General features: G+C 42.2%; 15 protein-coding genes. 4 read left to right on the forward strand and 11 right to left on the reverse strand.

Translation table 11 applies throughout. From position 1 onward, the window contains the following. Positions 1 to 5 precede the first annotated feature (5 nt). The gene (locus tag QXL29_05470; GenBank protein MEM2284041.1) at positions 6 to 1025 is read right to left on the reverse strand and encodes a 50S ribosomal protein L3; all 1020 of its coding nucleotides are present in this window, start codon (positions 1023 to 1025) and stop codon (positions 6 to 8) included. An 87-nt stretch (positions 1026 to 1112) separates the two neighbouring features. Further along, positions 1113 to 3935 carry a DEAD/DEAH box helicase gene (locus QXL29_05475; GenBank protein ID MEM2284042.1) on the reverse strand — a complete coding sequence of 941 codons (2823 nt, stop codon included), beginning with the start codon at positions 3933 to 3935 and terminating at the stop codon, positions 1113 to 1115. Between the two features lie 101 nt (positions 3936 to 4036). Between QXL29_05475 and QXL29_05480 the strand changes: the two genes are divergently transcribed. Beyond that, positions 4037 to 4381 (forward strand): hypothetical protein, encoded by a 345-nt coding sequence (locus tag QXL29_05480; protein MEM2284043.1) that lies wholly within the window; start codon positions 4037 to 4039, stop codon positions 4379 to 4381. A 14-nt stretch (positions 4382 to 4395) separates the two neighbouring features. Here the strand turns inward: QXL29_05480 and QXL29_05485 are convergent, their stop codons facing one another. The 9 genes from QXL29_05485 to QXL29_05525 all read right to left on the reverse strand — a co-directional run bounded on the left by QXL29_05485 (position 4396) and on the right by QXL29_05525 (position 12540). Then, positions 4396 to 4719: a hypothetical protein gene (locus QXL29_05485; protein ID MEM2284044.1), complete on the reverse strand. Its 324-nt coding sequence runs from the start codon at positions 4717 to 4719 to the stop codon at positions 4396 to 4398. Positions 4720 to 4834: 115 nt separating this feature from the next. Further along, a complete protein-coding gene (locus QXL29_05490; protein ID MEM2284045.1) occupies positions 4835 to 6484 on the reverse strand; it encodes a hypothetical protein in 1650 nt (549 codons plus the stop codon). Next, complete coding sequence (locus tag QXL29_05495) at positions 6481 to 9201, reverse strand: ATPase, T2SS/T4P/T4SS family (GenBank protein ID MEM2284046.1); 2721 nt, start codon at positions 9199 to 9201, stop codon at positions 6481 to 6483. The genes QXL29_05490 and QXL29_05495 overlap by 4 nt, the downstream gene beginning before the upstream one ends. Positions 9202 to 9207: 6 nt before the next feature. Then, complete coding sequence (locus QXL29_05500) at positions 9208 to 9912, reverse strand: ATPase domain-containing protein (protein ID MEM2284047.1); 705 nt, start codon at positions 9910 to 9912, stop codon at positions 9208 to 9210. Beyond that, positions 9905 to 10423 carry a hypothetical protein gene (locus tag QXL29_05505; GenBank protein ID MEM2284048.1) on the reverse strand — a complete coding sequence of 173 codons (519 nt, stop codon included), beginning with the start codon at positions 10421 to 10423 and terminating at the stop codon, positions 9905 to 9907. Before QXL29_05505 ends, QXL29_05500 begins: the two co-directional genes overlap by 8 nt. 9 nt (positions 10424 to 10432) lie before the next feature. After that, positions 10433 to 10921 carry a hypothetical protein gene (locus QXL29_05510; protein MEM2284049.1) on the reverse strand — a complete coding sequence of 163 codons (489 nt, stop codon included), beginning with the start codon at positions 10919 to 10921 and terminating at the stop codon, positions 10433 to 10435. 44 nt (positions 10922 to 10965) lie between these two features. Continuing rightward, the gene (locus tag QXL29_05515) at positions 10966 to 11574 is read right to left on the reverse strand and encodes a hypothetical protein (protein ID MEM2284050.1); all 609 of its coding nucleotides are present in this window, start codon (positions 11572 to 11574) and stop codon (positions 10966 to 10968) included. A gap of 98 nt (positions 11575 to 11672) precedes the next feature. Further along, positions 11673 to 11918 carry a hypothetical protein gene (locus QXL29_05520; protein ID MEM2284051.1) on the reverse strand — a complete coding sequence of 82 codons (246 nt, stop codon included), beginning with the start codon at positions 11916 to 11918 and terminating at the stop codon, positions 11673 to 11675. A gap of 10 nt (positions 11919 to 11928) precedes the next feature. Continuing rightward, the gene (locus tag QXL29_05525; protein ID MEM2284052.1) at positions 11929 to 12540 is read right to left on the reverse strand and encodes an archaellin/type IV pilin N-terminal domain-containing protein; all 612 of its coding nucleotides are present in this window, start codon (positions 12538 to 12540) and stop codon (positions 11929 to 11931) included. Between the two features lie 245 nt (positions 12541 to 12785). Between QXL29_05525 and QXL29_05530 the strand changes: the two genes are divergently transcribed. The 3 genes from QXL29_05530 (at position 12786) to QXL29_05540 (ending at position 15145) form a co-directional block, all read left to right on the forward strand. Continuing rightward, the gene (locus QXL29_05530) at positions 12786 to 13169 is read left to right on the forward strand and encodes a hypothetical protein (GenBank protein ID MEM2284053.1); all 384 of its coding nucleotides are present in this window, start codon (positions 12786 to 12788) and stop codon (positions 13167 to 13169) included. A 9-nt stretch (positions 13170 to 13178) separates the two neighbouring features. After that, positions 13179 to 14030, forward strand: coding sequence for a helix-turn-helix domain-containing protein (locus tag QXL29_05535; protein MEM2284054.1), 852 nt, complete (start codon positions 13179 to 13181; stop codon positions 14028 to 14030). Positions 14031 to 14503: 473 nt separating this feature from the next. After that, positions 14504 to 15145 carry a winged helix-turn-helix domain-containing protein gene (locus tag QXL29_05540; protein ID MEM2284055.1) on the forward strand — a complete coding sequence of 214 codons (642 nt, stop codon included), beginning with the start codon at positions 14504 to 14506 and terminating at the stop codon, positions 15143 to 15145. Position 15146: the final 1 nt, after the last annotated feature.

The raw sequence follows: 15146 nt of genomic DNA on the forward strand, positions 1-15146 counted from the left end.
TAGACTCAAATCTTACTCTCAAGACTTATATAAACAATCTTAGGAGCCTTATCCGGCACCCAGCTAGGAGGTCTGATAGGCCATCTAAGAACTAAGGGTCTCTTGGGAGTTCCCTGAACAGAACCTGCAAGCACTATGTAATCAGTTCTTACTTGACCGTAGTGCGGGAAGCTACCCACGGGAGTTATTTTGCTACCGTCATCGCCTATAATGAGTATCCTCTTATTATATTCTGTCCTTCTGTGAAATCCCATCTGGCCTGGCTGAGGGACCGGACTTATAGCACCGAATGCAGGGCTCCTAGCACCGATCCTTCTATGACCTTTCCTATGTTTATGCCACTTAGGCAACTCCCTAACACCAAACCTCTTTATCACCCCCTGAAAGCCCTTCCCCTTAGTAACTCCAATAACGTCTATGAACTGCCCAACACTAAAGACATCAGAAACTCTTAAAGGCTTTCCGAGAACACTCACGGCATACTCTATCTGAGTTTTCAAGTCCCCACCGCCTAACTTAACCTCAATGACGTCAGGAACTTTCTTACTAAGACCACCAGTCAGCTTAGGTTGAGAGGCCATTATTAGGGACACTCTAGCAATACTGTCTCTCATTTCTTCAAGCTTCTTAAGAGTTTCCTCGGAAGCGCCTGCTGTCACAGAGAGAGTCTTAATCCTCCTATGAATCTCTAACTCCTCAGGAGGTCTAGTCCAGACCTCAGTTAAAGTTTTGAGGCCTGCTACAGTAGCTTCATAAAATCTAGCCGCAAGCGGTATCATAGGGGGAGTCTCAACAACAGTTACTGGAACGAAAATTTCTTGTCCGTAAGTTGGTCTTCCAGGACGGTCATCTACTAATATTACGTGAGTCATTCCCACTTTATAGCCTAAGAAAGCGAGCGGCTTAGGACTACCTAACGTTACTTCAGGCCACGCCCTCACAGACGGCACAAACTCGGCAGCTCTTTTCCTAGGCCTAACACCTAGAGAGCCTCTTCGCGGAGCACTCCATTTCCTTCTAGCCATCAGCTACACCCAACCTTCTATGATCCTAAATGTTTTGGTGATAAGTGCTTAAATACTTTTACCTAGATAACTAAATCTACGTTAAGTCTACTTGCCGACGTCCCAGTACCTCCTAGTCTTCACATAATTTCTTTCGAGTTCGTAAATTGACAGGTAAAACTCTTCCTCACTACTGGAACTCAGCGCCTTCACGGCGTTGTGAGGACCTACGCCCCTAGCAGCTAAAGCAATCACGGCTTTCTTACCAAAAGCTAAGACGAGTCTTGCAGAAGCTACTAACTCCTTATATTTCCTCTTCTCTTCTTCGCTGACTAAAAACTCATATTTAGCGCCATACCTAATGACCTTCTTTACTAAACTACTTAGGTCTTCATTACCAAAATATGTGCCTACTACCGAGTAACCACACCTGTTACAGGTTACCCTCTCTGGTAAGTTCTTGACGACGTCGCGCCAGCTGTTACCGCACTTAAGACAGTAGAGTCTTACTTCTTTCTCAAGCAATCTCTTCTTGAGTAACTCAACTACCACATTCCTAGGAAGCTTCTCTACCTCTACTCTACCGTATCCACCAGCAACTTTAAGTCCTTCCAACGCTATTGGGGACAGCTCACTACTTACCACGATATTCTTAGTTAAGTGACCTGACTTAAAACCTCTGAAAAAACTTTCAAGAACTTCAGAATCGACGTAGCGAGTTAAGATCTCATTAAGTACTTCTTTACTGACTATTTCGTGACTTAAGTATCTACTAATTAAGGTCTTAATAACTTGAGAAGGAGCGTCTTCAGGCATTATGCCAAGCCTTACCAAGACCTTCCTAGCCACATACTCGGCTAGAGTCGACTTAAGTAAAGACTCTCTCAAGTAACTAACTACCTCTTCGCTAGTTAAATTACTAAGTAAATTCTCTAGTAGAGTTGCCACGACAGACTCGCTAGTGCTACTTGGGAGGAGCACGTAGACTCTGTAAGGGTCAGACTTCATTACAGGCTTTACACCGAGCATCTTACTCAAGTAATAAGACACCACGTGAGCAAGACCTAAATTACCTCTGCTCCCCAAACAAGAATGAATAACTGCTAAGACGTTGCTATTCCGACTAACCTCAACAAGCACTTCCTTCTCGGTAGGTAAGGGATAACCCTTACCTACGTGATCTCTTAACACCGTGCTCAAGTAACTTAAGACGCTGACGTCATCAACGAACCTCAAGTAATTACTTAAATCACTCCCTGAAACTATCATGCGTCTGAGAGCACAGACTTCCCTAGCCACCCTAAAATCAACAGGTATGTTCTCGCCAGACCAAGTAGGAATCAAAGCTTCCTCCTCATTACTCAACTCCACAAATATCTTCTTAGTTTCTTCATCTATGCCGAGGACCTTCCATACCCTGCCTGACAAAACAATGTTTGAGTTTTCGTCAGCTGATATAGCAACGAACTCCTCGTCTAGCCTCCCTACATGACTACCTGTCACTACGTCTATTACGTCATACTGTGAAGACTCAACAATCATGGTTGTTTTCAAATAATAGATCCTGCCCTTACTAGTCGCGGCGTAAGTGTTATCAGGTAGTCTCTTCAGATACTTCAAGTCAACCAGTAAGTCTATGACTTTTTGAAGATCTTCTTCTGGTAGTTCTGCGTAGGGGTAACTCTTCCTGAGAATCTTGAGTGCCTCGTCGAGAGTGAAGTTTTCTTCAAGACCTAAGCCCACTAACAAGTGAGCTAGGACGTCAAGAGACCCTTTAAATATATTCGGTTTCTCCAAGTCGTAGTTTGAAGTCCTCCTAGCAATGACTAAAGATTCTGACGCGTCATCTAGGTTCTTACTAGTTACTACATACCCTACTGCCTTCAGCCACAGCTTATGTGATGATCTACCGACCCTCTGAAGCAACTTCACAGCTTGTCTAGGAGAAGACACTTGAATAACTGCGTCTACGTGACCTACGTCAATGCCTAGTTCTAAGCTAGAAGTAGAAACAACTGCTCTTAGCAAACCTTCCTTGAGCTTCTTCTCTACTTCTTCCCTGACTTTCTTTGATAGAGAGCCGTGGTGCACCTCAACCGAGAGTCCGCGCTTACAAAGCATTGTTCCAAGCCACTCAGCTTCGTCTCTGGTATTAGTGAACACTATAACACTCCTAAACCTAGTTAATAGCTCTAAAACCTTGTCGACTACGGCATTTCTGGACTCGCTACTTGTTGGTGAGCTGGATTGCGCGACAGCTACCCTAATCTCAGATTCTCTAGACATAGGTATTGAGACATCGATAACTAGTCTGCCGGGAGCTAGAAGACTCTTAACTTTGTTTAAGTCGCCTATGCTAGCTGAAAGAGCTACACGCTGGTATCTTCCCGCAATCTTCTCAAGTCTTTCTAAATCAGCTAGTAGGTGAACCCCTCTCTTGCTATTAATCAGCTCGTGAAACTCGTCTATCACTACCCACTTAACGTTCTTTAAGTAATTTCTTAAGTCTTTGTTGACTAGAACGTAAGCTAAAGTCTCAGGAGTAGTTATCAGGATGTGGGGTGGTGAGAGACTCATTAACTTTCTGGCAGTACTCGGCGTGTCGCCATGTCTGACAGCTACTTTAAACCCTAACATATCGCCTAAGATGCCTAACCTGCGTAGCATGTCTCTGTTAAGAGCTCTCAGAGGAGTCACGTAAATAACTGTTATGGGTGAGACCTCACTTCTCTTCTTACACATCATAGTAAGTATTGGCAACATTGCTGCTTCAGTCTTGCCGCTACCTGTTGGCGCTACTACGAGTACGTGATGTCCTGATAAAATAGCGGGAATAGCTTTTTCTTGTATGGGGGTTAACTCAGCTAGACCTACTTTCTTAGCTAACTCAGCAACCTCCGCATTCAGCAGTCTTGCCGCGTCTTCCAGCATCTCACTCACTAGTCTCAAATATATAAGTATTAACTACTCTGATAAGCTGGTGGGGGGTATAATTTATAAATATCCACAAAGATGTCTTCTAAGGTGTTAGAATGTCAGAAGAAGAAAAAAGAAAGGAAGAAGAGGGGGAAGAGGCAGAAGAAGAGAGCTTCGAGAAAATTATTAATCTAGAGACTACAGAGGAAGAAACTAGCTGGAGTGCCGAAGAAGTTGAGGTACCGAGAATCTCGTTTAGTATAAATTCTTTAGAGACTATGATAAGCGTTGAAGAACTACTTCTGAAAGCGCTTAATAACCCTGAGACCGCGGACGAGGTAGTAAGGAGTATAAGAAGGTTGAGAGAGAACTTCTCATTGAGGCAGAAGAAAGCAGAACAGAAACCAAAAACAAGGAAGCTTCAGAAAAAGAGAGCTTCTGAAAGCAGGAGTAAGAAGTAATTTTGTGTTTCCTGTCAGCTCATTAACTTAAGTATATATTCTTGATTTACTCTCTTATCAAACACCACAGTAACTATTTTTTGATTGTTCTCCACTCTTAACTTAATCTTATCTACGATAACTTTCCCTAAGAGCAAGTCTCTCTCACTCTTACGTGGTGTTATATACTCCTTGAACTTCTTTCTTAACGAGCTGTAATGAGCGTCGAAATTCCTCAAGATTCTTAAAGTATCTTCAATATCCTCAGTTGAGCCTAGTTCCCTAGCTATCTTCTCTAGAACATCGTAAACGTCTGTGAGAACTCCTTCAATTACTACGTACCCTAACTCCCTAAACACTTTAACTCCTAAATCACACCACCTAATCTAAACCTAACTAGAACTAGTTTTTATTTCTAGATTGAAACTGGTTAAGCTCTCGATTTAGAGATTTAAAGAAGCCTTCAAGCATTGTTTAAGTTAGTGGTATCATAGGTTGTGATATCATCTCTGCCACAGGTTGAAGCAAATTCACTACCAGCACATCTGATATAAGGCCGCCGAAGCCCCCCAACATTAAGAGGACTGCTAGGTAGTAGATTGAGGAGTGTTTAAGTCCCCCATTAGTTATGGTTAGTGCGACGGTATTCATTGAGGTGATAGCTACTATTACTGACAAGTTTATCGAGTTTATGAAGGCTTCTGGGAGAGGATAGAAAGGCATTATGGTTTGTATCTGAGATAATACTGAGGCGAAGATCTTCATTAAAGAAGTGATGAAAGTTATTAATAACACGTTAGTCAAGTATATCGCGTAGGTTGAAGTCTCGAAAGTCTTATGGACCTGGTATCTACGTAATCTCAGCCTACTTATCATTAAGGAAACTTCAGAGAGATTAAGTCCTGTTCTAGAAGTGTCTCCGCCAAACCTTAAAGTGTCTTCAAGAATCCTTGACATGCGGTGAGCGAGTTCTGAGCGAGTGCTAAGTACGAATTCCTTCAAGCTCACAGAGAAACTTATGTTATTGCTTAGCAGGCTGTTGAGTCTCTGGAGAGACTTAGCGATTTTACCAAACAAGACACTCAGTAGAGGTTCCAGAGCTTTAAGAGGTGATGGAACTATAGAGAGATTACTGCCGTACATCCTTATAAAAACCGTTAAATCTTTATCTACCTCTTTCACGAACTTCTCTATCCTCACGTACGCGTAGCCCGGAATGAAGAGAGCAGCCCCCACTAGAATTAACAACACATACAGACTTAAAGAAAGAAGACCTGTTAAACAGGAAACGATTAGTATAGAGCATATAGCACTACTAAAAACCAGAATTAAGTTAGGGACCTTTAAAACTTCTTTTCTGAGAGCCCCACTCACGACGATGATATCTCTAGGCGAGACCATCCATATAGGCACTAATATAGTGGCTGTCGCCGCAAAAACCCCTATCAACGAAATCAACACAATACTGAGATCACCGCCGAACATTATAGAGAGTACTAAGAGATTAGCAACAACGAATATAGCTGAGGTAAGTACTGCGGTGTAGGCACTTAAGAGCACGTTGACAGAGTCCATAATCCTCTGGTAAGAATACTCATAAACACTCATATAATTTCTTAACTCAACCTCAATGAATCTCTCGGCACTCTCACCAACTCTTATAGAAGCCGCATATCTCTCCATAAAATCTCTCAAGTACTTAAGCTTAGTTACCTCAGAACTAACAATATAGAGAGACTTAGCTAAATCATACCCGAAATTCTTAGAAAGATTAACTACCTTCCTCATATACTTAGCTATCTTAGAATAACTTTCTGAATCAGCCACAGAAGAAATTACGTTGAGATTAGAGGTGCCGCCAGTAGACACTGAATACGCGTGAGCAAGCATAAATATAAAGTCTATGTCAGGTATAGTAACACTCAAATACTTAACTTTAACTATGCCGTAAGCGTAAGTAAAGAAAACAGAAACAAACGATACTAGCAGAATGATAACCACGTTGAGAGGATAACCTAAGCCGGCATACTCAACTATTAGGTAAGCCAATATTAGAGAAGCAACAATTACAGAACTCTTAATTAAGTTCTTTAAAAGCACCCTACTACTGAGCCCGAGAATCAAATCAGAGCACCTTTTCTTAGAAGGTCAATAGCTTTCTCGATACCTACTTCCCTAGACTTAATAATAGCTCTCCACACATCCCAATAATCAAAAACTTTCTTCTCAACTAATTCTTTGATAAATAAAGTTCTTAACTCGAGCTCGTCGTAAATCTCACTAACTCTGCTTCTAGGTATGCCTCTCATCACAGCTATCTTCTCTTCTAGCAGGTAGCTAGTTCCCCTACCGCTAAAAACAAATTTGTCATTTACAGGATCCCACACAAACACGGGTATGGCTATGATGCTGTCATTTTGCGGGTAGTAACCAATTACCTCGTAGAGCTTAACCATCTTCCTAGCTAAGAAGCCCTCCTTAGTATAGACAGCTGACTGAAACCAGGCGAAGTTGAGAGCACCTATGTTAGTTTTAGGAATATTTATTGGGTTGTTAGTTAGTCTCTGTGTTAACGTGTCGATGTCTGACGCGTGGAACGTTGATAAGACTGGGTGACCGGTATTGTGGAGAGCTGTAGGAAGGAAACCACCTAGGAATAACTCAGACTCGGGGACCGATATGTCGTAAACAAATCCGTCATACCTAGATTTACTAATTCTGAGAACCTTTAGGAAGACTAAATCACTTCTTAGGAGTGTTTTGATCCTGCCTAAGAGAGTTGCGTCGCTTTCGTTAAGGAGGCTTAAGTCTTCTTTAAAGGATTCAATTACGTCTTCAACTACCTTCTTAGAAACGAATTCTCTTGAATTATTGCCTGACTTCCTCAAAAGTCTGTGCTCGTTAAGAGAGATACTTGAGTTTTGAATGACGTGTCGTAAAGCATCCAATATGCGCACCGGGACCTCTTCTCTTGGCAGACACACTACAACCTCGTAAGATTGTTCATTGCCCTTTAAGACAGACATATAAGACTCAAAACCTAGCAACCTAGCAAACCAAGTCGCCGCGGTAGCAACCTTCTCATCACTTACGTAGTAAATAATTGATTCTTTTGAAGCTTTAAGTGATTCAAGCGTCTTAAAAGCTTGAGTGTTGAGAAGACTAGTAATCATCAACCATAAAGTCATCGGACGTGAGAAGAGTTCTCTTAAGTTAAGATTACCAAACGAGGCATTCTGCTTGCTACCTGCTCTATCAAAGTTCTTAACGAAAGAGACTAGGAAATCGCCTTCTTCAAGTTGTGAGACGAGCTTAGGTACAACCTTCATAGACTTCATGTCAAGAACGAAAACGCTGTGCGAGCCCGTGACTCTTAAACGTCCCCCACCCTCATAAATTATCTCGTAAATCGTGTTAGTCTTATGTCTCAGGACGTAGTTTATGGGAGACCAAATAACCTTGCCTGACTTGCTGAGTGACAAGACCTCATAACCACTAACATATCTCTTTCCTTCAGCGTCGTCACTAAAGAACTTATCCACGAATTCACCTATAGGAACTAGCTTTACTCTGCCAGTCCTCACTTCCTTAATCAAGACTGGAGTCTCCCAGGCAACGCTTTGAATAGCTTGAAAAGCTATCGAGCCTTCAGCACCTCTAATCTCACCAACGATTATGTAATTTGGTCTCTGCCTAAGCGCAGACTTAAGTAAATCAAACATTGACACGCTACTTTCAGGTCTTCCTGTATCTCTAGTTAATTCCCTCACCCAGTTAGGGTGTGGGACCACTACTTCCGCGGTATCCTCTATGGAGACTATCTTAGCAGAAGGTCTTATGAAGGGTATCATAGCTGTAAGCGAGGTGGTTTTGCCGCTAGCTGTCTCACCACATATGAAGCCGCTCATACCTTCACTTAACAGCATCCACATGTAGGCTGCGATTCTCGCGTCGAAAGTCCCCCAGCTAATGAGTTGCGTTACGCTAGCCGGGGTCTTCAAAACTCGCCTAATAGTGAAGTTAGAGCCTCTTAAGCTAACGTCGTTGCCGAAAACTATGTTTATTCTAGAGCCGTCAGGTAGCGTAGCATCAACTATTGGTCTAGCACTAGATAAGGGCTTACCTATCTTCTCAGCTAGCGATATTAGAAACGCGTTCAACTCATTCTCGTTCAGGAACCCCACACTGCTCTCCATACTGCCGAAGTACTTGTGCACGACGTATATGCTTCCCAACCCACTGCATGAGATGTCTTCTAAGTACGGGTCACGTAAGAAAGGCTCTATAACTCCTACACCTACCTTATCCCTCACCACGTGATAAGCTACTACACTCTTAAGCTCTTCGCGAGAGACTCCATCACTCAAGTAACGTAATAATTCTCCAGACCACTTACTATAAACTTCGTCAATTAGTCTAAGCAACAAACACACTTTATCATCTGGAGACTTAGGCACGTACTCTTCTGGGATAAGCCTCGCTACCTTCTCCTCAACGAAGTAAAGGATTTTCTCTGGTGGTCTGGGAGGTTCTATGACTACATAGCTTGGGTAACCTCTACTCAATTTCCTGCTAGAGACGTGAATGAAAACGCCGCCACCGACAGGATAAATAAGACTGTAGTTTTTCAGGAACTTATGCTCGCTACCAAGTTTATCAACTACTTTAATGTCATCGGACTCGGAAGTCTTTCTAGATATGTATTGTCTGAGATACCACGGCTCTACATCACTGTAGTAAGGAATATGGCAGGCAGTACTCTCAGTCACAGCCCTCTTTTTACGTAAACTCCTCGTTATGTTGAAGGACTTAGCGAGTAGAGGTAGTTTTGAGGAAATCATGCCTCGTCACACTTTAGTAGCTTTAAGCGGAACTATCTTTATTCCTATAGCAGGATCAATATCGAAGATTATTGAGGAGTCAGCACCAGCATTAAATCCCTTCATCTTAATTAAATTAAGCGCCTTGTAATTCTTGCCGCCGAAATCTATGTTGCTTAAGCTAATATACACGTCGGAAACGCCTACTACCTTAGCTCTCATATCTTCTGGTAGGACCCTGGGATGTAGCGTGAGTATTAGAGTATTGCCTCTCCTAACTAGGAGCCTTAAGTTCTTGAAAAAATTCAAGACTTTACCTAGCCAAACACCGTGAATTAAGTGAGTAAGACTATCAACTGCGATTAGGTCGTAATCAGTTGAGCGTTCCTCGAAGAAACTACTCAGTATGTCGAGAATCTTAGAGTTAGTTAGCCTACCCCACCTCAAGCCTCTTAAGTTAGCCGTGTAGACTCTCAGCGAGCCTTTTATGAAGTACCTACTCAGATCTAACCGTATCTCGGCCGCGTCACTGAGAAACTCTCTAGTAGTTCTCTCAGTAATTATCACCAAAGAACTCAAATTCTCTGATAAGGCACCATAAATAATCTGCTGAATCAACGCGGTCTTTCCAGAACCATTATCACCCTCAACCACTATGTAGGAAGGGTGGGGAAACCCCCCACCCAACCTTAAATCTAGAACTTCATTATGTGTCGGCACACACCTATGCATCATCAATCACCCAACTACTCTTACTACCGCCAGGACTCACTACAACTACAACAACAGGACCCTCACTAGATTTAGGAATCGGTAGTCTAAGCCTGGCTATGACTATTTCTCCGGGAATCAAGTAATTGTTTCCCTCTAGGCTCCTCACAACTCTGCCAGAATGTATCGCGTAAATACTCCATCCAGGACCCTCATCATTTGAATACTTGAGTAAGTACGTGAACACGTGCTCGTTTAATCCCTTATAACACACGATGAACTGAACGCTAGTTAGGGGCGCGACAGTGTCTTCTAATGCTGTTAACTTAACCTCTAGCGTAGTCTCATCTATTAAGTGGCCCTCAATTATCTTCAGACGATCGTTCCTAACGAGAGACTCACTCATCCTCCTCGCCTCTCTAAAGACTATCAAAACGTAATTCAAGTTCATGATAACGCTCGCTACTATCATCACAAGCATAAATACCGCGACAATGATTGAAGGAATCGTTACTTCGCTTGGCAGAATCAACCACCTCTCTCATCCCGGGACTATCCCCTCCGTGTAAGCTCCTGAAGGCAGGACTAGCTTAACCTTAACGGGCTCAGAGGGCTTGTTCTGGAAGCTTAGCTTAATAATTATGGTTTCTCCAGAACTCCAAATACCGTCTCTCTCTAGCTCTAATATAAGAGACTTACTCGTCTCGCTCTCACTACTCAATACGAAGAAGTAGTTTTGACCGTCGTAAGTACTTAAATAAAGTTCTGTTCTGCCGTAAAGTTGACTCAACGGTATGTTTAGCGTACCGACATTCTTCACGTATATGACGTACATAGACTCGCTAGAGTTATAAAAACCTGTTATTATCTTGACGTCTACCTGAAGTTCTTGCAACTTGGAATTCAGGATTGACGAGAGAGCGTTATTCACGTAGTTTATTCTAGTAACTATGAACGCGCCGAATACCGTGGCTAGGATGACGCCGACGATCGTGAGCAACCCATGCACTATTACTGCGGAGGACCCCATGCTCTGGCATCCCGCGACTCAAGCTCTATGATGCCTCGCTAAGACTACCTACTAACTATCAGCTTCAGCACGTAAGTCATTAACTCGCTGTCTACTACCTCATCTCTAAAACCAAAGTTTTCAGCTATCACACTAAACAGAGCTATTTGCTCCTCAACACTTAAACTCCTTTTCCTAGCCTCATCTACTAAGTCTATGACGGCCTTCAGCAGTTCTAGTTCCTCGTTTTTCACGAGCTTGAGCTTATTCATGAACGTTATGTAGTACATCAGCATATCTTTGTCAATTTTGTCCAGCATTAGATTAACTAGGCGCATGAACTTGACGAGATTCTTCATATTCGCTTGCTTACCTTCAACACCGGCCTTCTTAACAGCTCCCCTAACCTCGAGAAGACTCGGAACAGACTTCTCTTTCTCAGTAGGGACGTTCTCCCTCACGTCATCCCCTTCAGCACTACCTTCAGTCTTGCCTGAAGCACTAATCACTTCTTCAGAATTGCTGGCAGTGACGGCTTGAGTCAGAGGATTACCTAGCTCTCCTAAAGTCTCTCTCAACTCTATAACTGCCTCTCTTAAAGCCTTGACTAGCTGAGATAACTCTTTCTTAGAATCTTCTTCTAACACCCTATTATCTACTCCTGACTCAACCACGGGCCTCACCCCACCTCGACAAAACTTCTTAAGTATAGGCTTAACAAAGACCCTACACAGAAAGCAATCACATAACCACATGGAGTCAACACACCCAATCACGACCACCCCTTGAGAAGAGACTTAACGCCTACGAGGAAAAAATGAGTAGATATGTAGAGAGGTATTAACAAGTAGAGAGAGTAGTAGAAGCCCTCGTTAAACAAAACCCAAATCAAGTAGACGATGAAAACAACTGAAGCAAGCGAAATGAGCGTGATTACGAGAACAGGATACGGGAGAGTATTATGACGAGAAGACTTTCTACCAAAAAAGAAAGATTGAACTTCAAGGTATTGAACCAATTAAAACACCTCACCCTAGACTTACTGCCTGTCCTGAGGGCAGTATAGCTGGGACAACTCTCTCAACAGTCAGTGGAGCACCATCAGGAGTTCTAATCTCGACTCTTATGTTGTCGTATGGTGCTGGGTGTGAGCCCTCGGGGAACTTGATAATCAAGAGGACTTTTTCACCATAAGATAATACGGTGTCCTCAACCCTCTCTATGACGAATACCATGGTTGCATTTGGACTGCTACCGGCTTCAATCGTCGTGTTAAGACTACTTAGGCTGAAGTCACTTCCGCTCATCACCTTAGAGTATATGTTTTCATAAGCTAAGCTTGTGGTGCCAGTTACGAAGAGTGCTACAGTTAGCTTCTCTGGGTTTAAGTCTATGTTGTCTTTTCCTGGCGCTAGTCTTAAAGGTATGCTGATTAGTTCTACACCGTTCCCGTTGCTGTTAACTAGCGCGGTTATTGAGCCGTCTACTTCTAGTACTGAGGAGGCATGTGCTAGTCCTGTGTTTATTGTTTCTCTTGCTCTCTGGGTTGTGAACATGCCCATGTTTAGTACTACAAAGGCTAGTGCTGCCGCGACTACTACGAAGGCTATCATGACTATAGCTGCTTCTATCCCGGTTATTCCTTTCTTGGTTTTCCTGGAGTTTCGGACTAGGCGCGTTTTGAGTCACCTCGTGATTGAGGGCGGCGACGTCTTTTTAAAAGGTTTGTTTCTTATACTGCGGTTCTCCGATCTTCTCTTTTGAGGTGTGTTTTCAGTGTTCTGTCACTTGCTTCTCTATTGTTTTGTTTCGGAGTGTCGACTAGTCGTCGAGTCTTCGCTTATTACTTAAAAAGAATCAAGTATCTGTCTTACTTGGTGTCTGGATGGATGTTGTGAGAGAGTTGCTGAGTCTCCTCGTTGACGGGAGGGTTTTCGTTGACGCTTGTCTCGCTTCAAGAGGTTATGTTCTTGGGTTTATTGAGGGTAGTAAAGACCTCCTCTCTTTTACTGAGCACGTCTCGCTAATTCCTTCTAGAGCAGGGTTTATTATGTTGATGTATAAGAGCGGGTTTAGGTGGGTGTATGTTGGCGTCCCCTTGGTCGAGGGCGGTTTCTTGTGGCTCACACTCAAGATTTCTCAGGCATACGTTGCTGAACCGGCTAAACTCAAGATTCTCTTAAGACATCTTTCTAAGACTTCCTTAAGATTAAGTGATCTTTTAGGGAAGTCTTTATCGGTCGCAGGAGACTTAACAGACCATAATTAGGTGGTTTAGATGTATTCTACTTACGTGAGTGACAGAGAGCTAATGCATAAGAAGATAGAGCTCATAAAAGAACTAGATACTATGCTAGACTTTGCTAAGTCTACGGCTCAGTTAGAGATCATATTATACTTGAGTAGCTCTAGAAAAAATCTTACAGCCAGAGAAATCGCGCAAGCTCTCAACATGAAGCTCAAGACTGTTTATGACGCACTCAACAAGCTGACTAGTAAAGAACTCGTTGAGAGAACAAATGATGGCGGGTATAAACTCACTCCGTTAGGTAGTGAGTTTATTGAGAAGTTGCTGAAGATCATAACAGATAGTGAGTTTAGGGGACTCCAGCAGACTAGTCTAAGCACGAACAACTTCAACGCTATGGCGAGGAACTTAGTTACTTTCAAATACGTTCACGACGTCATGTTAATTCTAGCACTCACAGATTCTGATAAGGTAGATGTTAGGAAGCTCGCAAAGATCCTTAAGACTTCTGAGCAGACACTCTCTGAACACTTAGAACTCTTCTGTTGTAAGAAAGAAGGGTGTCTCGGACTACTAAAGAAGTCTGCAGGGAGCGACACCACATACTATTCACTTACCGAGTTAGGCAAGCAAGAAGTAAGTAAATTCGTGAGTTATAGGAGGTTAAAGAATAATAAGCTACTGAGAGCCTTAATGAAGGTGACGAGAAGCTTAACACCTAAGCAAGCAGTATTGAGAATAGCTATAATGAGCTACGCACTCTCTATAACCGGCATGTACACGATACTGCTTAACACATACATCGGAATAATAATATTCTCAACGATACTAGCTTACTTGCTAGCCGTAATGACTGCAGCACTATATTACGACTTATCATAATATAATCTTTAATTGGTTTCGAAGAAAGACTCCTAGATCTGACCTCCTCCCCGCTCTGAAGTGCGAGGGTTTCGGGGAGGTTTAGAGCTACATTCCCGGCTTCTGCTGGGTTCAGCTCCGCGCCCGGTCTCAGGCGCGTTACCCCTATCCCGCATAGTGTGGGATTCGGGAATATGGTTCTCGTTTTCTCGATATATAGAGGATAGCTTATAAACCTTACCATACCATCCCCCGCCTAAAGAACAGGCTTTCAGGTTGTAAAGACATTAATTAACCTTCTGAAATACTAGAAATATTGAGATCATGCTTTACAAGTTTAAAAGCTAATTAATTAAATTAAAAATAAACTAGTTAATTGATCAGGTAGATGAAGTTAACATAGCAAAAATCAAAAACTCGATCTTTAAATATTATGTATACCTAATACATAATATTTATAAGTTTTGTAAGTACATACTAATAGTGGTTTGACAATGTCTGCTTATAATGAGGATAGAGAGAGTTTAGTATCTTATGAGATAATCTACAGGATCCTCAATCATATGGAAAGTAAGGGTAGGTCTTTGAAGACTAGGATTCTCTATGCTTCAAACCTAAACTCAAAGTCTCTAGAGAAGTACTTAGATTTTCTATTAAAAAAGAACTTAATATCTGAGGTTTGCATTAATGGGAAGAAGTTTTACGTACTCACAGCTAGAGGGAGAGAATTCCTTTATAAGTTGAGGAAAATTAGGGAAGATATAAATAATCATCGCCCTAAGAGGCTCTCAGACTTAGTTAAGAATATGTATTTAGAAAAACGAGTGACTGTAAACACTTATGAATTGAATAATAAGAGATTACACGTAGTAATAGTTGATAGTGATTCAACAACTAAGGAGACTCTGTCTGAGTTAATACTTAGTTACGTTAACGCGAGAATAGATGGTGATGAAGTGCTAGGCGTTATTCCCTCAAGACTATATGATAGAGTAATAGAGATACTTAACGATTTAGGGAGAGCTGCTTCGTTAAGACTCTACACATATAATGAACGCGAAGATTTAGAAGACTTAACTCTTAGGATAGTTAGCTTATTAAGAAGTTTAGACACTCAGTATAGGATAATTATTTAAT

The sequence above is a fragment of the Zestosphaera sp. genome, assembly GCA_038843015.1.
Classification (GTDB): domain Archaea; phylum Thermoproteota; class Thermoprotei_A; order Sulfolobales; family NBVN01; genus Zestomicrobium.